The sequence below is a fragment of the Planotetraspora mira genome (assembly GCF_016863275.1).
Taxonomy (GTDB): domain Bacteria; phylum Actinomycetota; class Actinomycetes; order Streptosporangiales; family Streptosporangiaceae; genus Planotetraspora; species Planotetraspora mira.
The window spans coordinates 339,832-358,568 of the sequence record NZ_BOOO01000001.1 but is presented as its reverse complement, the minus strand read 5'-3'; the positions used below and the strand labels follow the sequence as shown (position 1 = coordinate 358,568).

The following is an 18,737-nucleotide window of genomic DNA, read 5'->3' as shown; positions in this document are numbered from 1 at the left end:
GCCGTGGCAGAAAGTGCGTGCTCCGCCGTACGGAATCAGGCCTTGGGTGGGACGGGGGCGCCGCCGGGACGGACGGTGGGCTTCGGGTACCGCAGGGGGCGCATCTGGAGCGCCCGCATGGCGGCGTAGAAGCCGATGCCCTTGAGGTTCTCGTCGGGGAACTTCTCGGCGGCCGCCTTCTTGACCCGCAGCGCCATGAAGTACGACAGCGGCAGCAGGAGGATCATCACGGGAACCGAGTAGTTGTAGATGTAGAAGAAGAAGGCCCTGATCGGCGTGGGGAACGGGATCACCGTCAGGATCAGCAGGGCGAGGATCGCCGGCAGGGCGTACGCCCAGGGGACCCGGCGCGAATCCACCCAGTCGCGGGCGAACTTCCGCACCGGACCGCGGTCGCGGGGCTGAAGGTACCGCTCGTCCCCACGCAGCCGGCCCTCCCGCTCGCGGACGCGTGCCGTCTTGTCCCGATCACGCTGGAGGCGGTAGGCCTCCTTGCGGTTGGTCGGGGCCGTCATGGGCATGCGGCGTCGGCCCTGTGACTCGCTCCGCTTGGGGGTGGGACGCCCCTTGCTCGGAGTCGTGTGGGGTTTAGGATCAGCTACAGGGACGGGGGAGTCGTCCGTAGGCATCTGGATACGGCGTCGGAACACGCCGCCCAGCCTACCGGGAGTGCAACTTAGTGACGCCCTCGCGCGTTATGCGTAGGGTGAACCCAGGCGGTTGGACCGCTTATCGGATGGCTGGAACGGCTGGGGTCACCCACGCACAACCTTGAGAAGGGGACGGCCGACGCGCATGAGCGTGATGAAGAGACTTTCCATGATCTTCAAGTCCAAGGCCAATAAGGCTTTGGACAAGATGGAAGATCCGCGGGAAACCCTTGACTATTCCTACCAGCGGCAGCTGGAGTTGCTCCAGAAGGTGCGTCGGGGCGTAGCGGACGTCGCCACCAGCCGCAAGCGGGTGGAATTGCAGATCAACCAGCTGGAAGGTCAGGCCACCAAGCTGGAGAACCAGGGCAGGCAGGCGCTGTCGGCCGGCCGCGAGGACCTGGCGCGCGAGGCGCTCAACCGCCGCAACGGCGTGAACACGCAGATCGCCGATCTCCGCATCCAGTACGGCAACCTCCAGGGCGAGGAGGAGAAGCTCACCCTCGCCAGCCAGCGTCTGCAGACCAAGGTGGACTCCTTCCGCACGAAGAAGGAGACCATCAAGGCCACCTACACGGCGGCCGAGGCGCAGACGCGGATCAACGAGGCGTTCTCCGGCATCTCCGAGGAGATGGGCGACGTCGGTCTCGCGATCCAGCGTGCCGAGGACAAGACCGCTCAGATGCAGGCGCGCGCGGGCGCGATCGACGAACTGCTCGCCAGCGGAGCCCTCGAGGACTTCACCGGCCAGCGCGACGACATCCAGGCCGAGCTCGACCGCATGGGCGGCGGCTCCGACGTCGAGCTCGAGATCGCCAAGATGAAGGCCGAGCTCGGCCAGGGCCCGGCGCCGAAGAGCGCCATCGAGGCCGGCCAGCCGGGTCAGGCCGGGCAGCCGGCGCAGCAGCCGACCCAGCAGTACAAGCAGGGGGAGGGGCTGTGATCGTTCGCATCATGGGGGAGGGACAGGTCGAGATCGGCGCGGCCGACATCGACGTCCTGAACACCCTTGACGTGGAGCTCGAGGCGGCCATCGAGTCCGATGACGAGGAAGTCTTCCGCACCAAGCTGCACGCGCTGCTGGAGAAGGTCCGTCAGGTGGGCAAGGCCCTCCCCGACGAGTCGCTCGAGCCGTCCGAGCTGATCCTGCCTCCCGCCGACGCTTCGATCGAGGAGGTGCGGGAGATGCTCGGTGACACCGGGCTCATCCCTGGCTGATGGCCGGCACCAGATTCGCGCCTGACCGCGGTCTGTCCGTGCGGATGACCGTGACGATGTTCCTGCTCGGCCTGCTCTACGTGGCGTTCATGGCCATCCTGATCGCCGTCGGCGTTCAGGCTGTGGTGGTCCTGGTGATCGCCGCGGGCTTCCTGCTCGTGCAGTACTTCTTCTCGGACAAGATCGCCTTGTTCGCGATGCACGGGCGGGAGGTCTCCCCGCAGGAGGCGCCCGAGCTCCACGGCATCATCGACCGGCTCACGGCGATGGCCGACATGCCCAAGCCCCGGGTGGCGATCGCGGACTCCGACATGCCGAACGCCTTCGCCACCGGGCGCAACCAGAAGAACGCGGTCGTCTGCGTGACCACGGGGATCATGCGCAGGCTGGACGCGCAGGAGCTCGAAGGCGTTCTCGCCCACGAGATGTCGCACGTCGCCCACCGTGACGTCGCGGTGATGACCATCGCCTCGTTCCTCGGCATCGTGGCCGGGCTCATGACGCGATTCGCGCTGTACGCCGGCCTCGGGGGTCGCCGGGACAGCAACAACGGGCCGCCCATCGGGCTGATCATCTTCCTGGTGTCCGCGCTGGTCTACGCCGTCAGCTTCCTGCTGACGCGAGCCCTGTCCCGTTACCGCGAGCTCGCCGCCGACCGCGCCGGGGCGTTCCTCACCCAGCGTCCGTCGGCCCTCGCGAGCGCCCTGGTGAAGGTCAGCGGGGACATCGCCCGCATCCCCACGCGGGACCTGCGTGAGGCCCAGCCGTTCAACGCGTTCTACTTCACCCCCGCGCTGTCCGGTCAGAGCGTCGCGTCGCTGTTCTCCACCCACCCGTCGCTGGAGCGCCGGCTGGACCAGCTGGCGAAGATCTCCGCCGCTCTGGGTCGCTGATGGGCTGGCTCGACACGCTGCTCGGACGCTCCAAGCCCGCCAAGCCGGATCTCGACGCCCTGTTCGCGCTTCCGTCGGCCGCCGTGACACTGGAGGCCGCCACGGGCTTCAGACCCACGGGGGCCGGTTCCGTGGCGTTCCGCGCCGCGGAGGGCGGCGCGTTCGCGCAGCTGGAAAAGGACGTCGAGACCCTGCTGGGAAAGGTCGAGGTGTCCCAGGACACCTACGGATACACCTGGCTCCTGGTGCGCAACCTCGACGTCTCCGCCCTGGTCACCGACCTTCACGGCGTCAACTCGTCGCTGGAGTCCGCGGGCTTCGGGCCGTCGTTGTTGTGCTCGATCGTGACGTTCTCCGACCCGTCGGACCGCACGCTCGCGATCGTGTACCTCTACAAGCAGGGCACCTTCTACCCCTTCGCCCCGGCGCGTGGCACGCAGCGCGACAACGCCCTGGAGTTGCAGGTGCGCGGCGTCCTGGCCGGCGAGCTCAAGATCGAGTCCGACCTGTCCCGCTGGTTCCCCGTCTGGGGCGCCCCCGGCCTGTGACCCGCCCCGCCGTACGGGGACGACCCCGTACGGCGAGGCCGGCCGATCCTTACGGCAGTGCCAGCATCCGGTCGAGCGCGACCTTCGCCCAGTGCGTGGTGTCGGGGTCGACGGTGATCTGGTTGACGACCTCCCCGGCGGCGAGCGACTCCAGCGCCCAGACCAGGTGAGGCAGGTCGATCCGGTTCATGGTCGAGCAGTAGCACACGGTCCGGTCGAGGAAGGTGACCGTCTTGTCCGGGAACATCTGGCCGAGGCGCTTGACCAGGTTCAGTTCGGTGCCGACGGCCCATGAGGATCCGGCCGGGGCCTCCTGCAGGGTCTTGATGATGTACTCCGTCGATCCCACGTAGTCGGCCTTCGTCACGACCTCGTGACGGCACTCGGGGTGCACGAGCACGTTGACGCCCGGGATGCGGGCACGCACCTCGTCGACGCAGTCGGCCGTGAACCTGCCGTGGACCGAGCAGTGGCCCTTCCACAGGATCATCTTGGCGTTCTCGAGTTGCTCCTGGGTGAGCCCGCCGTTGGGGCGGTGGGGGTTGTAGACGACGCAGTCGTCCAGGGAGAGCCCCATCTCCAGCACGGCGGTGTTGCGCCCGAGATGCTGGTCGGGCAGGAAGAGGACCTTCTCGCCCTGTTCGAAGGCCCATTCCAGCGCCCGCCTGGCGTTGGAGGAGGTGCACACGGCGCCCTCGTGCCGTCCGCAGAAGGCCTTGATGTCCGCGCTGGAGTTCATGTAGGTGATCGGGACCACCCGCTCGGCGATCCCGGCGTCCTCCAGCGCGTCCCAGCAGTCCTCGACCTGGGTGAAGGTCGCCATGTCGGCCATCGAGCAGCCGGCGGCCAGATCCGGGAGGACGACCTTCTGGGCGTCACCGGTCAGGATGTCCGCCGACTCGGCCATGAAATGCACGCCGCAGAACACGATGTACTCCGCGCCGGGGCGTGCGGCCGCGTCGCGGGCAAGCTTGAACGAGTCTCCGGTCACATCCGCGAACTGGATGACCTCGTCGCGCTGGTAATGGTGCCCGAGCACGAACACGCGGTCGCCGAGCCGTTCCCTGGCCACGCGAGCGCGTTCCACCAGAGCCGGATCGGAGGCGGACGGGAGATCTCCCGGGCAGTCCACGCCACGCTCGCTGTGCGGGTCGGTGCCCTGGCCCAGGACGAACAGCGGAAGTCCGGTCTCAGCGATCGTCACGGACAACACCCCCTTCGGGGACTTATCGTCGAACTGACGACTAAGCATTTCACATGCCTCAGGCAGCCTCGATCCGGGGTGGAGGAAGGGGGCTGGAGAAGTCCGGGGGCCCAGGCAGGAATGTGTATCGATCGGCGGGTGTTGGTAGCGTCTAAGTAGGACGTCGGAATCAATCGACCGCTCCGGGTGGGCGGTTGGCGCAGACGCGGGAGTCAGCACATGACGATTGAGAGCAGCGAGACCACGCAGCAGGGCATCCTCCTGACTGACGCGGCCGCCGCCAAGGTCAAGAGCCTGCTGGAGCAGCAGGGCGAGGAAGGGCTGCAGCTGCGCGTCGCGGTCCAGCCGGGCGGCTGTTCCGGCCTCCGCTACCAGCTCTTCTTCGACGACCGGTCCATGGACGGAGACGTCGTCTCGGACTTCGGCGGCGTGGGCGTCGTGACCGACCGCATGAGCGCGCCGTACCTCATCGGCGCGAAGGTCGACTTCGTCGACACGATCGAGAAGCAGGGCTTCACGATCGACAACCCCAACGCGACGGGCTCCTGCGCCTGCGGCGACTCGTTCAGCTAGAGCGCATCGCCTGGACGACAAGAGAGACTTACTGGAGCGAGGGAGCTCGGCAGAGCGCACCTGAGCTCGCATGACCGGCCTCGTACGGCTTCCCGTACGGGGCCGTCATCATTGCGACAGGGTACGCTCGACAGGTTCGGCAAGATTGCCCACCTATCCCCAAGATGCTGACAACGAGGAGAACGACCCCGTGCGCATCGCCATCACCGGCTCCATCGCTACCGACCATCTGATGACCTTTCCCGGGCGTTTCGGCGACCAGCTCATCGCCGAGCAGCTCGACCGGGTTTCGCTGTCGTTCCTCGTGGACGAGTTGCAGATCCGACGTGGCGGGTGCGCCGCGAACATCGCCTTCGGAATGGGCTGTCTCGGCCTGACCCCGATCCTCGTGGGTGCCGTGGGCACCGACTTCGCCGACTACCGGTCCTGGCTGGAGCGGCACGGCGTCGACTGTGAATCCGTGCACATCTCCGAGGTGCACCACACGGCCCGCTTCCTCTGCACGACCGATGAGGACCACAACCAGATCGCGTCGTTCTACACGGGAGCGATGGCGGAGGCCCGCGAGATCGAGCTCCGCCCGATCGCCGATCGTGTCGGTGAGCTCGACCTGGTCCTGGTGAGCCCCAACGACCCGGCCGCGATGCTCCGGCACACCGACGAGGCCCGCACGCGGGGGATCCCCTTCGCGGCCGACCCGTCGCAGCAGCTCGCGCGGATGCCTGGTGAGGAGATCCGCCGGCTGGTCGACGGCGCGGCCTACCTGTTCAGCAACGACTACGAGCTCGGGCTGATCGCGCAGAAGACCGGCTGGTCGGACGAGGAGATCCTCGAGCGGGTCGGCGTCCGCGTCACCACCCTCGGCCCCAAGGGCGTCAGGATCGACCGCAAGGGCGAGCCGTCCCTGCACATCTCGCCGGCCCCCGAGCTGGGCAAGGCCGACCCGACGGGCGTCGGCGACGCCTTCCGCGCGGGGTTCCTGTCGGCCCTCGCCTGGGGTCTGTCGCTGGAGCGCTGCGGCCAGGTCGGCAACCTGACGGCCACACACGTCCTGGAGCAGGTCGGCGGCCAGGAGTACGAGCTCGGGCAGAAGGTCTTCATCGAGCGCCTCTCGGCGGCGTACGGCCAGGCCGCGGCCGACGAGGTCGCCGCTCACGCCCGCTACCACTACGCCTGACAGGAGTCCGCAGGTCGGGCGCGCCCCCGTTCAGGGGCAGCGCCCGGTCGGGCGGCTCGATCAGTAGTTGCGCCGCACGTGGATCGACCATCCGCCGCGCGGCAGGTCGTAGGTGGCCACGTGGCCGTGTGACTTGAGCCGGCACCAGGCCGGGATGTCGGTGAACGCGGCGGGGTCGTCGGCGTGCACGGCGACCACGCCGCCCAGTGGCACGACGTTGATCTGCTCGGCCAGCATGATGATCGGGATGGGGCACTTGCGGCCCAGCGCGTCGATCGTCAGGTCCGACTGGGGCTCCGCCGGCGTCTGCTGCGTCTCCCGGGCCTCGGGGGCCTCACGGGTCTCGGCGCTCGCGCCGCCACTCGACCGCCTGCGCCACATCAGTGAACCCCCAAGCTCGCCCGGATCCGCCGCACGATGTCCGGAAGCACGGCGAGAAAGCGATCGACGTCGCCTTCGGACACGCCACGGGGCAGCGATACCCGGACGTTCCCGTGTGTAAGCACTCCCATTGCCTCCAGAACATGCGATGGGCGAAGCGTACTCGCCGTACAAGAACTTCCGGACGAGATCGCGAACCCTGACTTGTCCAGCTCTGTCAGGAGCGCCTCACCCTCCACATAGAGGCAGGAGAACGTCACGATGTGGGGCAGGCGCGCGACCGGGTCGCCGATGACCTCCACATCGGGCACGAGGCGGGGGACCTCGCGGCGGATCCTGTCCACCAGCGCGGACAGGCGGGGCCCCTCCGCGGCCTCCTCGGCGGCCCTGGCGCGCAGCGCGGCGGCCGCGGCGACGATCGCGGGGACGTTCTCGAACCCGGGGAACCTGCGGCGCTCCCGCTCGTCCTCCGGGTACGGCGAGCGCCAGCGGGTGCCCTTGCGGACCGCCAGCACGCCGACGCCGGCCGGGCCTCCCCACTTGTGCGCGCTGGCCGCCAGCACGGACCAGCCCGGGGGGATCGGGAGCCGGCCCGCCGACTGTGCGGCGTCCACAAGGAGCGGCACGCCCGCCGCCGCACACGCGTCGGCCACCTCCTCGACCGGCTGGAGGGTGCCGACCTCGTGGTTGGCGGTCTGGAGACAGGCCAGTGCCGTGCCGGGGCGGGAGACCGCCTCGGCGAAGGCGGCGGTGTCGGCCCGGCCGGTGAGGTCCACGCCGACGGTCTCGACCTCGCCGCCGTCGCGCTCGTGCACCGAGGCGGCGTTCAGGACGCTGGAATGCTCGACGGCGTTCACCACCAGCCGATGGCCCGACCGGCGGCGGCCACGCAGGGTCCCGAGGACGCCCGAATGAACGGCCTGGGTTCCCGAGGACGTGAACGAGACCTCGTCGGCTCGGGCGCCGATGATCTCGGCCACCTCGGCCCTCGCCTGATCCAGTAACATCTGGGCCCGGCGGGCCGTGCCGTACAGACGGGCGGGGTCCGCCCAGCCGGCGTCCAGGGCGGTCATCAGCGCCTCACGGGCCGCCGGGTGCAGGGGTTCGGTGGAAGCCGCGTCCAGATAGGCCACGGTTAGGACACTAACGGGGGCTGCTCGGAGGGGCATGGCCGGTCCGCGCTAATGTGTCCCCAGCGTGAAGTGACCAAGTAAAGGGGGGACCGGCGACAGGACAGTGCCGGTCGTCCTTGAAGCGCAAAATGTGAAAAATCGCCCAGGAGAAGGACTCTTGGGCTTCATTTGTGGGGTAGGCGATCCGTGAGTCCGACCCGCCGTACGACACGGCGACCGTTGGCCCGCCGCCGGTTGACCGGCGGCGTCGCCGTGGCGCTGCTTCTGGCGACCGCTACGGCGTGCAGCAGTGATGCCGTTGACCAGTGGAGCCGCGGAGGGATGCCGGAGGGCATCACCAAGCAGGCGACCATCGTCCAGACGTTGTGGAACGGCGCCTGGATCGCGGCACTCGCCACCGGCATCGTCGTCTGGGGCCTGATCCTGTGGGCGGCGGCGTTCCACCGTAAGAAGAAGAACTCGATCGATCAGCTGCCCCCGCAGGTGCGGTACAACCTGCCGATCGAGATCCTTTACACCGTCGTGCCGGTGATCATGGTCGCGGTGTTCTTCTTCTTCACGGCGCGCGACGAGACGGCGATCACCAAGGTCGACGGTGACGCCCCGGTCAAGGTGGCCGTCGAGGGCTACCAGTGGAGCTGGCGCTTCACCACGGACTTCCAGGGCCAGAAGGCGGTCACCGCCGGTGTCCCCGTGGACCTGAGCAAGCAGAGCCTGCAGACCCCGCAGGGGCCGCAGCTCGTGCTGCCGGTCGACACCAAGATCCAGTTCGACCTGCACTCGCCGGACGTCATCCACTCCTTCTGGGTGCCGGCCTTCCTCTTCAAGCAGGACGTGTTCCCGGGGAACGTGCACAACAAGTTCGAAATCACGACGCTCAACCGAACGGGCGTCTTCTTCGGCCGATGCGCCGAGCTCTGCGGTGTCGATCACAGCAGGATGCTGTTCTCCGTGAAGCTCGTGCCGCAGGCCGAATTCGCCCAGTACATCAAGACCCAGGCGGGGAGTGCGCAGTGACCGCCATTCAGGAACCGGTTCGCGTCGCCGCGAGGCCGTACACCAAGGGCACGGTCGTCGCCAAGTGGCTGTCCTCGACGGACCACAAGGTGATCGGGCACCTCTACCTGATCACATCGTTCGTGTTCTTCCTGATCGGCGGCGTCATGGCGCTGGTCATGCGAGCCGAGCTCGCCCAGCCGGGCCTGCAGTTCGTGTCGAACGAGCAGTTCAACCAGCTGTTCACGATGCACGGCACGATCATGCTGCTGATGTTCGCGACGCCGCTGTTCGCGGGCTTCGCCAACGAGCTCATGCCGCTGCAGATCGGCGCGCCCGACGTGGCGTTCCCGCGCCTGAACATGGTGAGCTACTGGCTCTACCTGTTCGGCAGCACGATCGCGGTGAGCGGTTTCTTCACCCCGGGTGGCGCGGCGGCCTTCGGCTGGACGGCGTACGCGCCGCTGTCGAACGCGGTGACCTCGCCCGGCCTCGGCGGTGACCTCTGGGTCCTCGGCCTGGCCCTGTCGGGTCTCGGCACGATCCTCGGCGCCGTCAACTTCATCACGACGATCATCACCATGCGGGCTCCCGGCATGACGATGTTCCGGATGCCGATCTTCACCTGGAACATCCTGCTCACCAGCATCCTGGTGCTGCTGGCCTTCCCGGTCCTGGCCGCCGCGCTGCTCGCGCTGGAGGCCGACAGGAAGCTCGGCGCGCACATCTTCGACTCGCCGACCGGCGGTCCGATGTTGTGGCAGCACCTGTTCTGGTTCTTCGGCCATCCCGAGGTGTACATCATCGCGTTGCCGTTCTTCGGCATCATCACCGAGGTTTTGCCGGTCTTCAGCCGCAAGCCCGTCTTCGGCTACGTCGGCCTTGTCGGTGCGACGATCGCGATCGCCGGCCTGTCCGTCACGGTCTGGGCGCACCACATGTTCGTCACCGGACAGGTGCTGCTGCCGTTCTTCTCCTTCATGACGTTCCTCATCGCGGTGCCCACCGGGGTGAAGTTCTTCAACTGGATCGGCACGATGTGGCGAGGCCATCTGGTCTTCCACACACCGATGTTGTTCGCCGTCGGCTTCCTGGTCACCTTCCTGTTCGGCGGGCTGACCGGCGTCATCCTCGCCTCGCCGCCGCTGGACTTCCAGATCAGCGACAGCTACTTCGTCGTCGCCCACTTCCACTACGTGGTCTTCGGCACCGTCGTGTTCGCGATGTTCTCGGGCTTCTACTTCTGGTGGCCCAAGTTCACCGGCAAGATGCTCAACGACAAGCTGGGCAAGTTCCACTTCTGGACGCTGTTCTTCGGCTTCCACCTGACGTTCCTGGTGCAGCACTGGCTGGGCGTCATCGGCTTCCCGCGGCGGTACGCCGACTACTCGGCGGCCGACGGCTTCACCGACCTGAACATGATCTCCTCGGTGGGCGCGTTCCTGCTGGGCGCCTCGACGCTGCCGTTCCTCTACAACGTGTGGCGTACCTGGAAGACCGCGCCCAAGGTCATGGTCGACGACCCGTGGGGCTTCGGCGGCTCGCTGGAGTGGGCCACCTCATGCCCGCCGCCGCGGCACAACTTCACCTCGCTGCCGCGGATCAGGTCCGAGCGTCCCGCGTTCGACCTCAAGTACCCGCACCTCGCGGCGAACAAGTCTGAGCTGGAGGATGTCCGATGAAGATCCAGGGCTGGATGTTCCTGCTCTGCGGCGTCTTCTTCGCCGCGGCCGACGTCGTGTACTGGTTCTGGTCCAAGGAGCCGACAGGCACCACGGCCATGGCGATCTCCGTCGGGCTCGCCTTCATGATCGGGTACTACCTGCTGTTCACGGCTCGCCGCATCGGCGACCAGCCGGAGGACAACAAGGAGGCCGAGATCAGCGACGGCGCTGGCGAGTTGGGCTTCTTCAGCCCGCACAGCTGGTGGCCGCTGTTCGTGTGCCTCTCGGCCGCGCTGACGTTCTTCGGCTTCGCGATCGGCTGGTGGCTGTTCTTCATCGGCGTGTTCGCGACGATCATGAGCACCATCGGTTTCGTGTTCCAGTACTACCGGGGCAACTTCTCCCACTGACCCGGGTGAGGCCACACGTCGCGGCCGGTCGACCATCGCGTCGACCGGCCGCGACGTCTTTTTTGCCGGGAATCAGGACTGCCCGGTGCACGTCCTGAACCTGCTCAGGGAATAACCCCCGGGAAACTGATCACGGCCGGGGGGAGATCGACGTGCGCGCTGGTGCAGGGGCGCTGGCCCTACTGATGGCGACCGGCTGTTCCGCCGCGGTTCAGGATGGTGCGTCGTCCGCACCGAAGACGGCGATCAGCATCACCCCGCTCAACGGGATGCAGGGACTGGCTCCGGAACTGCCCATCATGGTGGGCACCACCGCCGGATCGTTGAAGAACGTCACCGTACGGGCCGGAGGGCAGCCTGTGGCGGGCGTGTACAGCGCCGACAGGACTCAGTGGCGCAGCGAGCGCCCGATGTCTCCTGGGCTCTCCTACAGCGTCACCGCGGTGGCCGCGGATCCCGGCGGCGGGACCGTCGAGCGGACCAGCTCGTTCTCCACGGCCAAGGCGGCCACGACCTTCGGGATCCAGACGCTGCTCCCGAGCAAGAGCGACACGGGACTCACCGTCGGCGTCGGCATGCCGATCATGCTCACCTTCGACAAGCCGATCACCGACCGGGTGTCGATCGAGCGCAACCTCTTCGTGCAGGCGTCCAACCCCGTCGAGGGGGCCTGGCACTGGTTCGACAACAAGAACGTCGTCTTCCGGCCCAAGCAATACTGGCCGGCCCACACCAAGGTGCGGTTCGTCGCCCGCCTCCAGGGCGTGCGCGGGGCCGACGGGATGTACGGCAAGCAGGACTACTCCAGGGACTTCACCATCGGCAGGTCCCAGATCAGCGTCGCCAACACCCAGACGCACCACATGAAGATCGACCGCGACGGGAAGCAGATCAAGAACTTCCCCATCAGCGCGGGCATGGGCGGCGCCATGAGGCACTACACGACCAGCGGCATCCACCTGGCGATGTCCCGCGAGGACGTCACCGTGATGACCTCGCCGGACGCCGGTCCCGGCCAGGCCGGCTACTACCAGACGACCGTCTACGACACCGTCCGGATCTCCAACAGCGGCGAGTACGTCCACTCGGCTCCGTGGTCGGTGGGGGACCAGGGCAACTCCAACGTCAGCCACGGCTGCATCAACGTCAGCCCGGAGAACGCGAAGTGGTTCATCAAGAACACCCTGATCGGGGATCCCGTCGTGGTCGAGGGCACGCCGCGGAAGCTCGAGGCGACCAACGGCTGGGGCCACTGGCAGGAGTCCTGGGGCGACTGGCTCAAGTGGAGCCGCCTGCGGGCCGACATGACGAGCCCGCTGAGTTCGTAGGGCGGCCTCCGGAAACGTGAAACGGCCCGGGTGGGGAATCCCCACCCGGGCCGTTTCACGTGCCGGCGATCGTGCCGACCGCCTCTGTTCTCAGTGCCCGTCGCGGTGACCGTCGGAGTGGTCCCCGGCGCCGATGGCCGCGTGCTCGTCGTGGCCGTGTCCCTCGTCGAGCGGGATGTGGTCCGTGCCGTAGGCCTCGCTGGCCTTCGCGCGCAGACGCCCGAGGGCGGTGCGGGCTCCCTTCGGCGGGATGCCGTCGCCGTCCACGCCGCTCTCGATGATCGGGATCTCTTCCTTGCCCCGGATGTGGTCGGCGATGTCCTGCGCCGCCGGGGTGTGGACCTCGATGTACTCACCGTTCGGCAGGCGCTTGATGACGCCCGACTCCACGCCGTGGGACAGCACCTCGGCGTCCTTGCGCTGGAGGCCGATGCAGATCCGGTACGCGACGAAGTAGGCGAGCGCCGGGACCAGGAAGATCGCGAAGCGCCCGAAGATCGTCGTCTCGTACAGGCTGATGTGGAAGTTGGCAGAGATCTCGTCGTTCGCTCCGAGCAGCCACAACACGCCGTAGAACGCGATCCCGGTGAAGCCGATCGCGGTGCGGTGAGGGTTGTTGCGGGGACGGTCGGCGGTGTGGTGCTCCCGCCGGTCGCCCGTGACCCACTGCTCGATGAACGGATACAACGCCAGACCGGTCATGACGACGCCCAGCGGCACCAGTGCAGGGATCAGCACGCTCAGCGACACCGTGTGATCCAGGAAGTTGATCTCCCAGGAGGGCATCAGGCGCAGTGAGCCCTCCAGGAATCCCATGTAGAAGTCGGGCTGGCTGCCTGCCGAGATGTCCGCCGGCGTGTAGGGGCCGAACAGCCAGATCGGGTTGATCTGGGCGAAGGTCCCCAGCAGGGCGATGACGCCGAAGGTGAACAGGGTGAACGCGCCCGCCTTGGCCATGAAGGTCGGGTAGAACGGTGCGCCCACCACGTTCTTGTTGGTCCGGCCGGTGCCCGGCATCTGCGTGTGCTTCTGGACCCACATGAGGACCATGTGAGCCGAGATCAGCGCCAGCAGGATGCCCGGGATCAGCAGGATGTGAATCGTGAAGAACCGCGAGATCACATCGTGCCCGGGGTACTCGCCCCCGAACAGCAGGAACGTGAGATAGGTGCCCACCACGGGGATGCCCAGCATGACACCCTCGGTGATCCGCAGACCGGCGCCGGAGAGCAGGTCGTCGGGGAGGGAGTAGCCGGTCAGGCCCTCCAGCAGAGCGAGCGAGAGCAGTCCGACGCCGATGAGCCAGTTCAGCTCACGCGGCTTGCGGTACGCGCCGGTGAAGAACACCCGCAGCATGTGGACCATCATGCCCGCGATGAACAGCAGCGCCGCCCAGTGGTGGATCTGCCGGATCAGCAGACCGCCGCGGACGTCGAAGCTGATGTTCAGCGCCGAGGCGTAGGCCTCGGACATCTTCACGCCCACCAGAGGCTGGTAGGAGCCGGAGTACACGACTTCGCCCATGCTCGGCTTGAACCAGAACGTCAGGAACGTGCCGGTCAGCAGCAGGATGATGAACGAGTACAGCGCGATCTCGCCCAGCAGGAACGACCAGTGGTCGGGGAAGATCTTCCTCATGTTGCGCTTGAGGAAGCTGCCGGCACCGATGCGGTCGTCGAGGAAGGTGGAGACTCCTGCGATGGCCTTGGGAGTAGTGTCCATCACGCCTTCTGCTCCCTTGCTTCCGCCTCGGCGTCGCCGCGCTCCCAGAAGCTGGGGCCGACGGGGACGTTGAAGTCGGACTTGGCGACGAGGTAGCCCTCGCTGTCGATCGCGATGGGCAGCTGAGGCAGCGGCCTGGCCGCGGGACCGAAGATGACCTTCGCGCCGTCGGCCGCGTCGAAAGTCGACTGGTGGCACGGGCAGAGGATGTGGTGCGTCGTCTGCTCGTAGAGGGCGGCGGGGCAGCCCACGTGGGTGCAGATCTTGGAGTACGCGACGATGCCGTCGTGCGTCCAGTTCAGGTTGGTGCCGGACTTGATCTCGTCCGGGCGGAACTTGAGCAGGATCAGCGTGGCCTTGGCCAGCGCGTTCAGATCCTCCTCGTAGCCCTCGGGGATCACCGAGAGGATGCCGCCGGGAGAGTTGAAGTCGGCCGCGCGGATCGGCTGGCCCGTGCCCTCGACCACGAGGCGGCGGGGCTTGCCGTCCTTGGTCGGGGTGCCCCACACCGTGTGCCGCAGCGCGGTGCCGGGCAGCGGGCCCATGTCCTTGAGCAGCACCAGCGGGGCCAGGCCCAGCGGCGCCGCGGCCAGCAGCAGCGTCCTGCGCAGCATCTTGTGCTTGACGAAGCCGCTCTCGTTCGCACCCTGGAGGAACGTCTCCTCGACGTACTCCTTGGTGTCGGCGTCGGAGGCCATCGGGTGGCGCTCCTGCACGAGGTTGTACTTCGGCATGATCTGGCGGACCCACACCACGATGCCGGCCGCCAGCGAGAGCAGCGCGATGCTGAGCGAGCTGCCCAGCGCGTAGTTGGAGGCGGCCGTCCTGTCGATCGTGCCGACCTGGAAGATCACGTAGGACGCGATGAACGCCACGCCCGCCAGGAAGGTGATCGTGAACAGCAGTGCGACGATCCGCTCCGCCCGCTTGGCGACGGCCGGATCGGCGGGAATGACGCCGGGCACGCCCTTCGCCTCGTGGACGATCTCGTCCCCGAGGATGGGGCCGTTGGAGGGCGGGGTGCCGATGACGCGCGCCGGCGCGCGACCCTCAGGCTGCTCGTTGATGTTGTCTGTCATGCGTGCGTCCGTCGCTTCTTCGCCGTGATCCAGATGGCGGCCAGGATGAGAAGGCTGAGACCAACGATCCACGCTACAAGGCCTTCGGTCACGGGGCCGATCCGGCCGAGACCGGAGCCTCCCGGGTCGACCTGCTGGCGCACGTGGGTGATGTAGGCGATCATGTCCCGCTTCTGGTCGGGAGTGATCGTCGAGTCGTTGAAGACCGGCATCGCCTGCGGGCCCGTGGCCATCGCCTCGTAGATCTGCGTCGGCGTGGCCGGGTTCAGCGGCGGAGCGTACTTGCCGTAGGTCAGCGCGCCGCCCGCGCCGACGAAGTTGTGACACTGGATGCAGTTCGCCCGGAACAGCTCACCGCCCTTCGCGGGGTCGCCCTTGGCGGGGTCGACCTGCTCCGCCGCGGGCCTGGCCGGACCGCCGCCCAGCGACTGGACGTACGCCGCGAGGTCGTCGATGGCCTGCGGGGTGACCCACTCGCCGAGAGGCTTGCGGGGGGCCTGGGGGCCCGCGTCCGCGGCCGGCATCCGGCCGGTGCTGACCTGGAAGTCCACGGCGGCCGCGCCCACGCCCACCAAGGTGGGAGCCTTGGCGGTGCCCTCGGCGTTCATGCCGTGGCAGCTGGCGCAATGGGCCACGAACAGGCTCTTGCCCTGCGCCACGTCGTCGGCCTTGCCCGACGCGATCGCCGCGTCCGCGCTGCTGCCTCCCGGCGCGGCCACGGCGTAACCGCCGCCGAGCAGGCCGAGTGCGAGCGCCACGACGGCATATCGTGCGAGAGGATGGCGCCGTCGGGCGGTGATGGAGTTCACCGAATTTCCCGTTCCGATCATTTGATGATGTAGATGGTCGCGAAAAGGCCGATCCAGACCACGTCCACGAAGTGCCAGTAGTAGGACACGACGATCGCGGCGGTCTTCTGCTCAGTGGTCAGGCGCTTCGCGGCGTACGTGCGTCCCAGCAGGAACAGGAACGCGATCAGGCCACCCGTCACGTGCAGGCCGTGGAAACCCGTGGTCAGGTAGAACACCGAGTCGTACGGCGAGTGCGAAAGCGTGTGGTGCTCCCGCGCGAGGTTCGCGTACTCGTACAGCTGACCGCCCACGAAGAAGGCGCCCATCAGGAAGCTGATGAGGTACCAGAAACGCAGCTTCTTGACGTCACCCCGCTCCACTGCCCACACGCCAAGCTGGCAGGTCACGCTCGACAGGACCAGGACGGTCGTGTTGAACGTCGCGAACGGGATGTTGAGGTGCGCCTCAGGCCAGGGACTGTGCTCCCCGAGGCTGACCGACCGGATGGTGAAGTACATCGCGAACAGCGCCGCGAAGAACATGAGCTCAGAGGACAGCCACACGATCGTTCCGACCTGAACCAGGTTCGGCCGGTTGTACGAGTGTGGTCTCGTCGTCGTAGTAGTTGCGGATGCTGTCGCCACGGGCGCCATTATTGCGGTTCTTCGGGCCGGGTCGCCGCACGACCCCCCGTTAGGGGCTCATCCGGCGTCTAAAACGGGCATTGCACAGCAATAACCCCGGGGCTACGCGCCTGGCGGCCACGCCGGTAGCATCACGATGACCATACCCCGCGATTCGACAGTGAGCGTGACATGAGGGTTCTCGTCTACAGCGACGACGCCGGCACCCGTGAGAAGGTGCGACTGGCCATCGGGCGGCGTCCTGCCGCGGACGTTCCGCTGGTCGAGATCGTCGAGTGCGCGACGCAGCCGGCCGTGATCAAGTTGCTTGACGCCGGGGACATCGGCGTGGCGATCCTCGACGGCGAGGCCGTACCCGCCGGAGGGATGGGCGTCAGCAGGCAGGCGAAGGACGAGGTCCACAACTGCCCGCCGATCCTGCTGCTCATCGCGCGCCGCGACGACCGCTGGCTCGCGAACTGGTCCCGGGCCGACGCCGTGGTCGCCCAGCCGATCGATCCCGTGATCCTCGCGGAGACGGTCGCCGGCCTCATGCGCAGCCGCCTCAGCCTCTCCGGCAATTCCAATCATTCCGTCTGACACCTGAGCCCGCGGAGCCCGCCATGGACACGCGCACCACTTGGCCCTCGTTGTTGACCGCCCTGCTCTCCGGCGAGAACCTGACGTCGGACGAGACGTCGTGGGCCATGGGGGAGATCTTTTCGGGGAAGGCGACCTCGGTGCAGATCGCCGCCTTCGTGGTCGCGCTGCGTGCCAAGGGCGAGACGGTGGCCGAGGTGACCGGCCTGGCGCGGACGATGCTCGACCGGGCCACCCCGCTCACGGTGGAGGGGCCGGTCGTCGACGTCGTCGGCACGGGCGGTGACCGGGCGCACACCGTCAACGTGTCCACCATGGCGGCGATCGTCGCGGCGGCCGCCGGGGCTCGTGTGGTCAAGCACGGAAACCGGGCCGCCTCGTCCCTGTGCGGCGCGGCCGACGTGCTGGAGCATCTGGGGATCATCCTCGATCTGCCCCCGGAGGTGACGGCACGGGTCGCCGTGGAGGCAGGCATCGCGTTCTGCTTCGCGCCGGTCTACCACCCCGCCCTGCGGTTCGCCGGCCCGGCCCGCAAGGAGCTCGGCGTCCCGACGATCTTCAACTTCCTCGGGCCGCTGACCAACCCGGCCAGGCCGTCGGCCCAGGCGATCGGCGTCTACGACGCGCGGATGCTGCCGGTGATCGCCGGTGTGTTCGCCGAGCGCGGGGTCTCCGCTCTGGTGTTCCGCGGGGAGGACGGCCTCGACGAGTTGTCGACCGCGGCGCCGTCCACCGTCTTCGTGGTCAGGGACGGCACCGCCACCCAGACCCTGTTCGACCCCGCCGAGATCGGCGTCCCGCGCTCGCAGCCGGGAGATCTCCGGGGCGGTGACGTGGAGTTCAACGCGGCGGCCGTACGTGACCTGGTAAATGGGAAGACCGGGCCCGTGCGTGACGCGGTGCTCCTGAACGCCGCGGCCGCGCTGGTCGCGCTGGACCAACCGGACGGCGACCTGGCGCCCGCTCTCAGCGCCGCCTTCGCGCGCGCCGCCGACGCGGTCGACTCCGGCCGGGCCGCGACGACGCTCGACCGGTGGGTCGAGGTCAGCCGGTCCCTGGCCCGCTAGATCGTCTGAGGTTCCAGGGTCCCTGATCCCTCCCCGTGGGCCGTATTCCGGGTCGTCCGGGCTGCGGCCGGGGCTGCGCCGTCCGGCTCGCCGCCTTCGTGTGATCTGGACGTGCATGATCACGAAAGGCGTTCACGCAGGCCGGGAGGCCTTTGGCTGAACCTGTGCATGATCACGAACGATGTCCGCGCAGGCCGGAGGGCTTACGGCCGAATCTGTGCATGATCACGCCGTGAGAAGGCGCAGGTCGGCGGGGCTGCCGCCGAACCTGTGCATGATCACGACATGGGGAGGCGCAGGTCGGCGGGGCTGCCGCCGAATCTGTGCATGATCACGCTGGAGGGTTTTTTGGGGGGAGATCAGTCGGATTCGCCTAGGCCGATGGCGAAGGCGGCCTCCAGGTCGTGACGGGAGTACGTCCGGAAGGCGATGTGCGTCTCGGTGTGCGTCACGCCGGGCACCTTGTTGACCCGGCCGGGGATCACTTCGGCGATCTCCTCGTACCGCTCGACCCGGACCATGGCCAGCAGGTCGAACTCGCCGGTGATCGAGTAGACCTCGCTGACACCCTCGATCTCGGCGATGGTCTGGGCGACCTCGGGGATCCGGTGGACATCGGCCTTGATGTGCACGATCGCGGTGACCATTCGGGTCTCTCCTGCTTTGTGGCGAGTACGGCT

The 18,737-nt window shown here is 67.8% G+C and carries 21 protein-coding genes; 12 read left to right on the top strand and 9 right to left on the bottom strand.

Annotation, left to right across the window (positions count from 1 at the left end; genetic code table 11):
* Nucleotides 1-35: 35 nt before the first annotated feature.
* On the bottom strand, nucleotides 36-629 hold the full coding sequence (locus Pmi06nite_RS01640; RefSeq protein ID WP_203951023.1) for a DUF3043 domain-containing protein: 594 nt from the start codon (nucleotides 627-629) through the stop codon (nucleotides 36-38).
* 166 nt (nucleotides 630-795) lie between these two features.
* Here Pmi06nite_RS01640 and Pmi06nite_RS01635 point away from each other — a divergent pair, with 166 nt between their 5' ends.
* The 4 genes from Pmi06nite_RS01635 to pspAB are packed head-to-tail and all read left to right on the top strand — an operon-like array spanning nucleotide 796 to nucleotide 3,309.
* Nucleotides 796-1,593 (top strand): PspA/IM30 family protein, encoded by a 798-nt coding sequence (locus Pmi06nite_RS01635; RefSeq protein WP_203950958.1) that lies wholly within the window; start codon nucleotides 796-798, stop codon nucleotides 1,591-1,593.
* Nucleotides 1,590-1,868, top strand: coding sequence for a PspA-associated protein PspAA (gene pspAA / locus Pmi06nite_RS01630; RefSeq protein ID WP_203950957.1), 279 nt, complete (start codon nucleotides 1,590-1,592; stop codon nucleotides 1,866-1,868). Before Pmi06nite_RS01635 ends, pspAA begins: the two co-directional genes overlap by 4 nt.
* On the top strand, nucleotides 1,868-2,761 hold the full coding sequence (gene htpX, locus Pmi06nite_RS01625) for a zinc metalloprotease HtpX (RefSeq protein WP_203950956.1): 894 nt from the start codon (nucleotides 1,868-1,870) through the stop codon (nucleotides 2,759-2,761). The genes pspAA and htpX overlap by 1 nt, the downstream gene beginning before the upstream one ends.
* Entirely contained in the window at nucleotides 2,761-3,309 is a 549-nt protein-coding gene (gene pspAB, locus Pmi06nite_RS01620) for a PspA-associated protein PspAB (RefSeq protein WP_203950955.1), read from the top strand. The genes htpX and pspAB overlap by 1 nt, the downstream gene beginning before the upstream one ends.
* A 49-nt stretch (nucleotides 3,310-3,358) precedes the next feature.
* Here pspAB and nadA read toward each other — a convergent pair whose 3' ends face one another.
* Nucleotides 3,359-4,513 (bottom strand): quinolinate synthase NadA, encoded by a 1,155-nt coding sequence (gene nadA, locus Pmi06nite_RS01615; RefSeq protein ID WP_203950954.1) that lies wholly within the window; start codon nucleotides 4,511-4,513, stop codon nucleotides 3,359-3,361.
* A 219-nt stretch (nucleotides 4,514-4,732) separates the two neighbouring features.
* Between nadA and erpA the strand changes: the two genes are divergently transcribed.
* Together erpA and Pmi06nite_RS01605 are read left to right on the top strand one after the other, a co-directional pair.
* Nucleotides 4,733-5,086 (top strand): iron-sulfur cluster insertion protein ErpA, encoded by a 354-nt coding sequence (gene erpA, locus Pmi06nite_RS01610; protein ID WP_203950953.1) that lies wholly within the window; start codon nucleotides 4,733-4,735, stop codon nucleotides 5,084-5,086.
* Between the two features lie 190 nt (nucleotides 5,087-5,276).
* Complete coding sequence (locus Pmi06nite_RS01605; RefSeq protein ID WP_203950952.1) at nucleotides 5,277-6,263, top strand: carbohydrate kinase family protein; 987 nt, start codon at nucleotides 5,277-5,279, stop codon at nucleotides 6,261-6,263.
* A 60-nt stretch (nucleotides 6,264-6,323) separates the two neighbouring features.
* On the opposite strand, the gene Pmi06nite_RS01600 is transcribed toward Pmi06nite_RS01605, so the two are convergent.
* Nucleotides 6,324-6,644, bottom strand: coding sequence for a sulfurtransferase TusA family protein (locus Pmi06nite_RS01600; protein ID WP_203950951.1), 321 nt, complete (start codon nucleotides 6,642-6,644; stop codon nucleotides 6,324-6,326).
* Complete coding sequence (locus Pmi06nite_RS01595) at nucleotides 6,644-7,777, bottom strand: cysteine desulfurase family protein (RefSeq protein WP_239113464.1); 1,134 nt, start codon at nucleotides 7,775-7,777, stop codon at nucleotides 6,644-6,646. Before Pmi06nite_RS01595 ends, Pmi06nite_RS01600 begins: the two co-directional genes overlap by 1 nt.
* 186 nt (nucleotides 7,778-7,963) lie before the next feature.
* Between Pmi06nite_RS01595 and ctaC the strand changes: the two genes are divergently transcribed.
* From ctaC to Pmi06nite_RS01575, 4 genes are all read left to right on the top strand, one after another.
* Nucleotides 7,964-8,794, top strand: coding sequence for an aa3-type cytochrome oxidase subunit II (gene ctaC / locus Pmi06nite_RS01590; protein WP_203950949.1), 831 nt, complete (start codon nucleotides 7,964-7,966; stop codon nucleotides 8,792-8,794).
* A gap of 5 nt (nucleotides 8,795-8,799) precedes the next feature.
* Nucleotides 8,800-10,455, top strand: coding sequence for an aa3-type cytochrome oxidase subunit I (gene ctaD, locus Pmi06nite_RS01585; protein ID WP_373317236.1), 1,656 nt, complete (start codon nucleotides 8,800-8,802; stop codon nucleotides 10,453-10,455).
* Nucleotides 10,452-10,847 carry a cytochrome c oxidase subunit 4 gene (locus tag Pmi06nite_RS01580; RefSeq protein ID WP_203950947.1) on the top strand — a complete coding sequence of 132 codons (396 nt, stop codon included), beginning with the start codon at nucleotides 10,452-10,454 and terminating at the stop codon, nucleotides 10,845-10,847. The genes ctaD and Pmi06nite_RS01580 overlap by 4 nt, the downstream gene beginning before the upstream one ends.
* 152 nt (nucleotides 10,848-10,999) lie before the next feature.
* Nucleotides 11,000-12,175, top strand: a complete 1,176-nt coding sequence (locus tag Pmi06nite_RS01575) for a L,D-transpeptidase (RefSeq protein WP_239113461.1) — start codon at nucleotides 11,000-11,002, stop codon at nucleotides 12,173-12,175.
* A 90-nt stretch (nucleotides 12,176-12,265) separates the two neighbouring features.
* On the opposite strand, the gene qcrB is transcribed toward Pmi06nite_RS01575, so the two are convergent.
* The 4 genes from qcrB to ctaE are packed head-to-tail and all read right to left on the bottom strand — an operon-like array spanning nucleotide 12,266 to nucleotide 16,420.
* A complete protein-coding gene (gene qcrB, locus Pmi06nite_RS01570) occupies nucleotides 12,266-13,897 on the bottom strand; it encodes a cytochrome bc1 complex cytochrome b subunit (RefSeq protein WP_203950946.1) in 1,632 nt (543 codons plus the stop codon).
* The gene (gene qcrA / locus Pmi06nite_RS01565; protein WP_203950945.1) at nucleotides 13,897-14,976 is read right to left on the bottom strand and encodes a cytochrome bc1 complex Rieske iron-sulfur subunit; all 1,080 of its coding nucleotides are present in this window, start codon (nucleotides 14,974-14,976) and stop codon (nucleotides 13,897-13,899) included. The genes qcrB and qcrA overlap by 1 nt, the downstream gene beginning before the upstream one ends.
* Nucleotides 14,973-15,806, bottom strand: a complete 834-nt coding sequence (gene qcrC, locus Pmi06nite_RS01560) for a cytochrome bc1 complex diheme cytochrome c subunit (protein ID WP_444544141.1) — start codon at nucleotides 15,804-15,806, stop codon at nucleotides 14,973-14,975. The genes qcrA and qcrC overlap by 4 nt, the downstream gene beginning before the upstream one ends.
* Complete coding sequence (ctaE, locus tag Pmi06nite_RS01555) at nucleotides 15,803-16,420, bottom strand: aa3-type cytochrome oxidase subunit III (protein WP_203950943.1); 618 nt, start codon at nucleotides 16,418-16,420, stop codon at nucleotides 15,803-15,805. Before ctaE ends, qcrC begins: the two co-directional genes overlap by 4 nt.
* A gap of 162 nt (nucleotides 16,421-16,582) precedes the next feature.
* Between ctaE and Pmi06nite_RS01550 the strand changes: the two genes are divergently transcribed.
* Entirely contained in the window at nucleotides 16,583-16,990 is a 408-nt protein-coding gene (locus tag Pmi06nite_RS01550; protein WP_203950942.1) for a hypothetical protein, read from the top strand.
* Between the two features lie 23 nt (nucleotides 16,991-17,013).
* Nucleotides 17,014-18,057: an anthranilate phosphoribosyltransferase gene (trpD, locus tag Pmi06nite_RS01545; protein WP_203950941.1), complete on the top strand. Its 1,044-nt coding sequence runs from the start codon at nucleotides 17,014-17,016 to the stop codon at nucleotides 18,055-18,057.
* Nucleotides 18,058-18,416: 359 nt separating this feature from the next.
* Here trpD and Pmi06nite_RS01540 read toward each other — a convergent pair whose 3' ends face one another.
* Entirely contained in the window at nucleotides 18,417-18,704 is a 288-nt protein-coding gene (locus Pmi06nite_RS01540; RefSeq protein WP_203950940.1) for an Lrp/AsnC family transcriptional regulator, read from the bottom strand.
* Nucleotides 18,705-18,737: the final 33 nt, after the last annotated feature.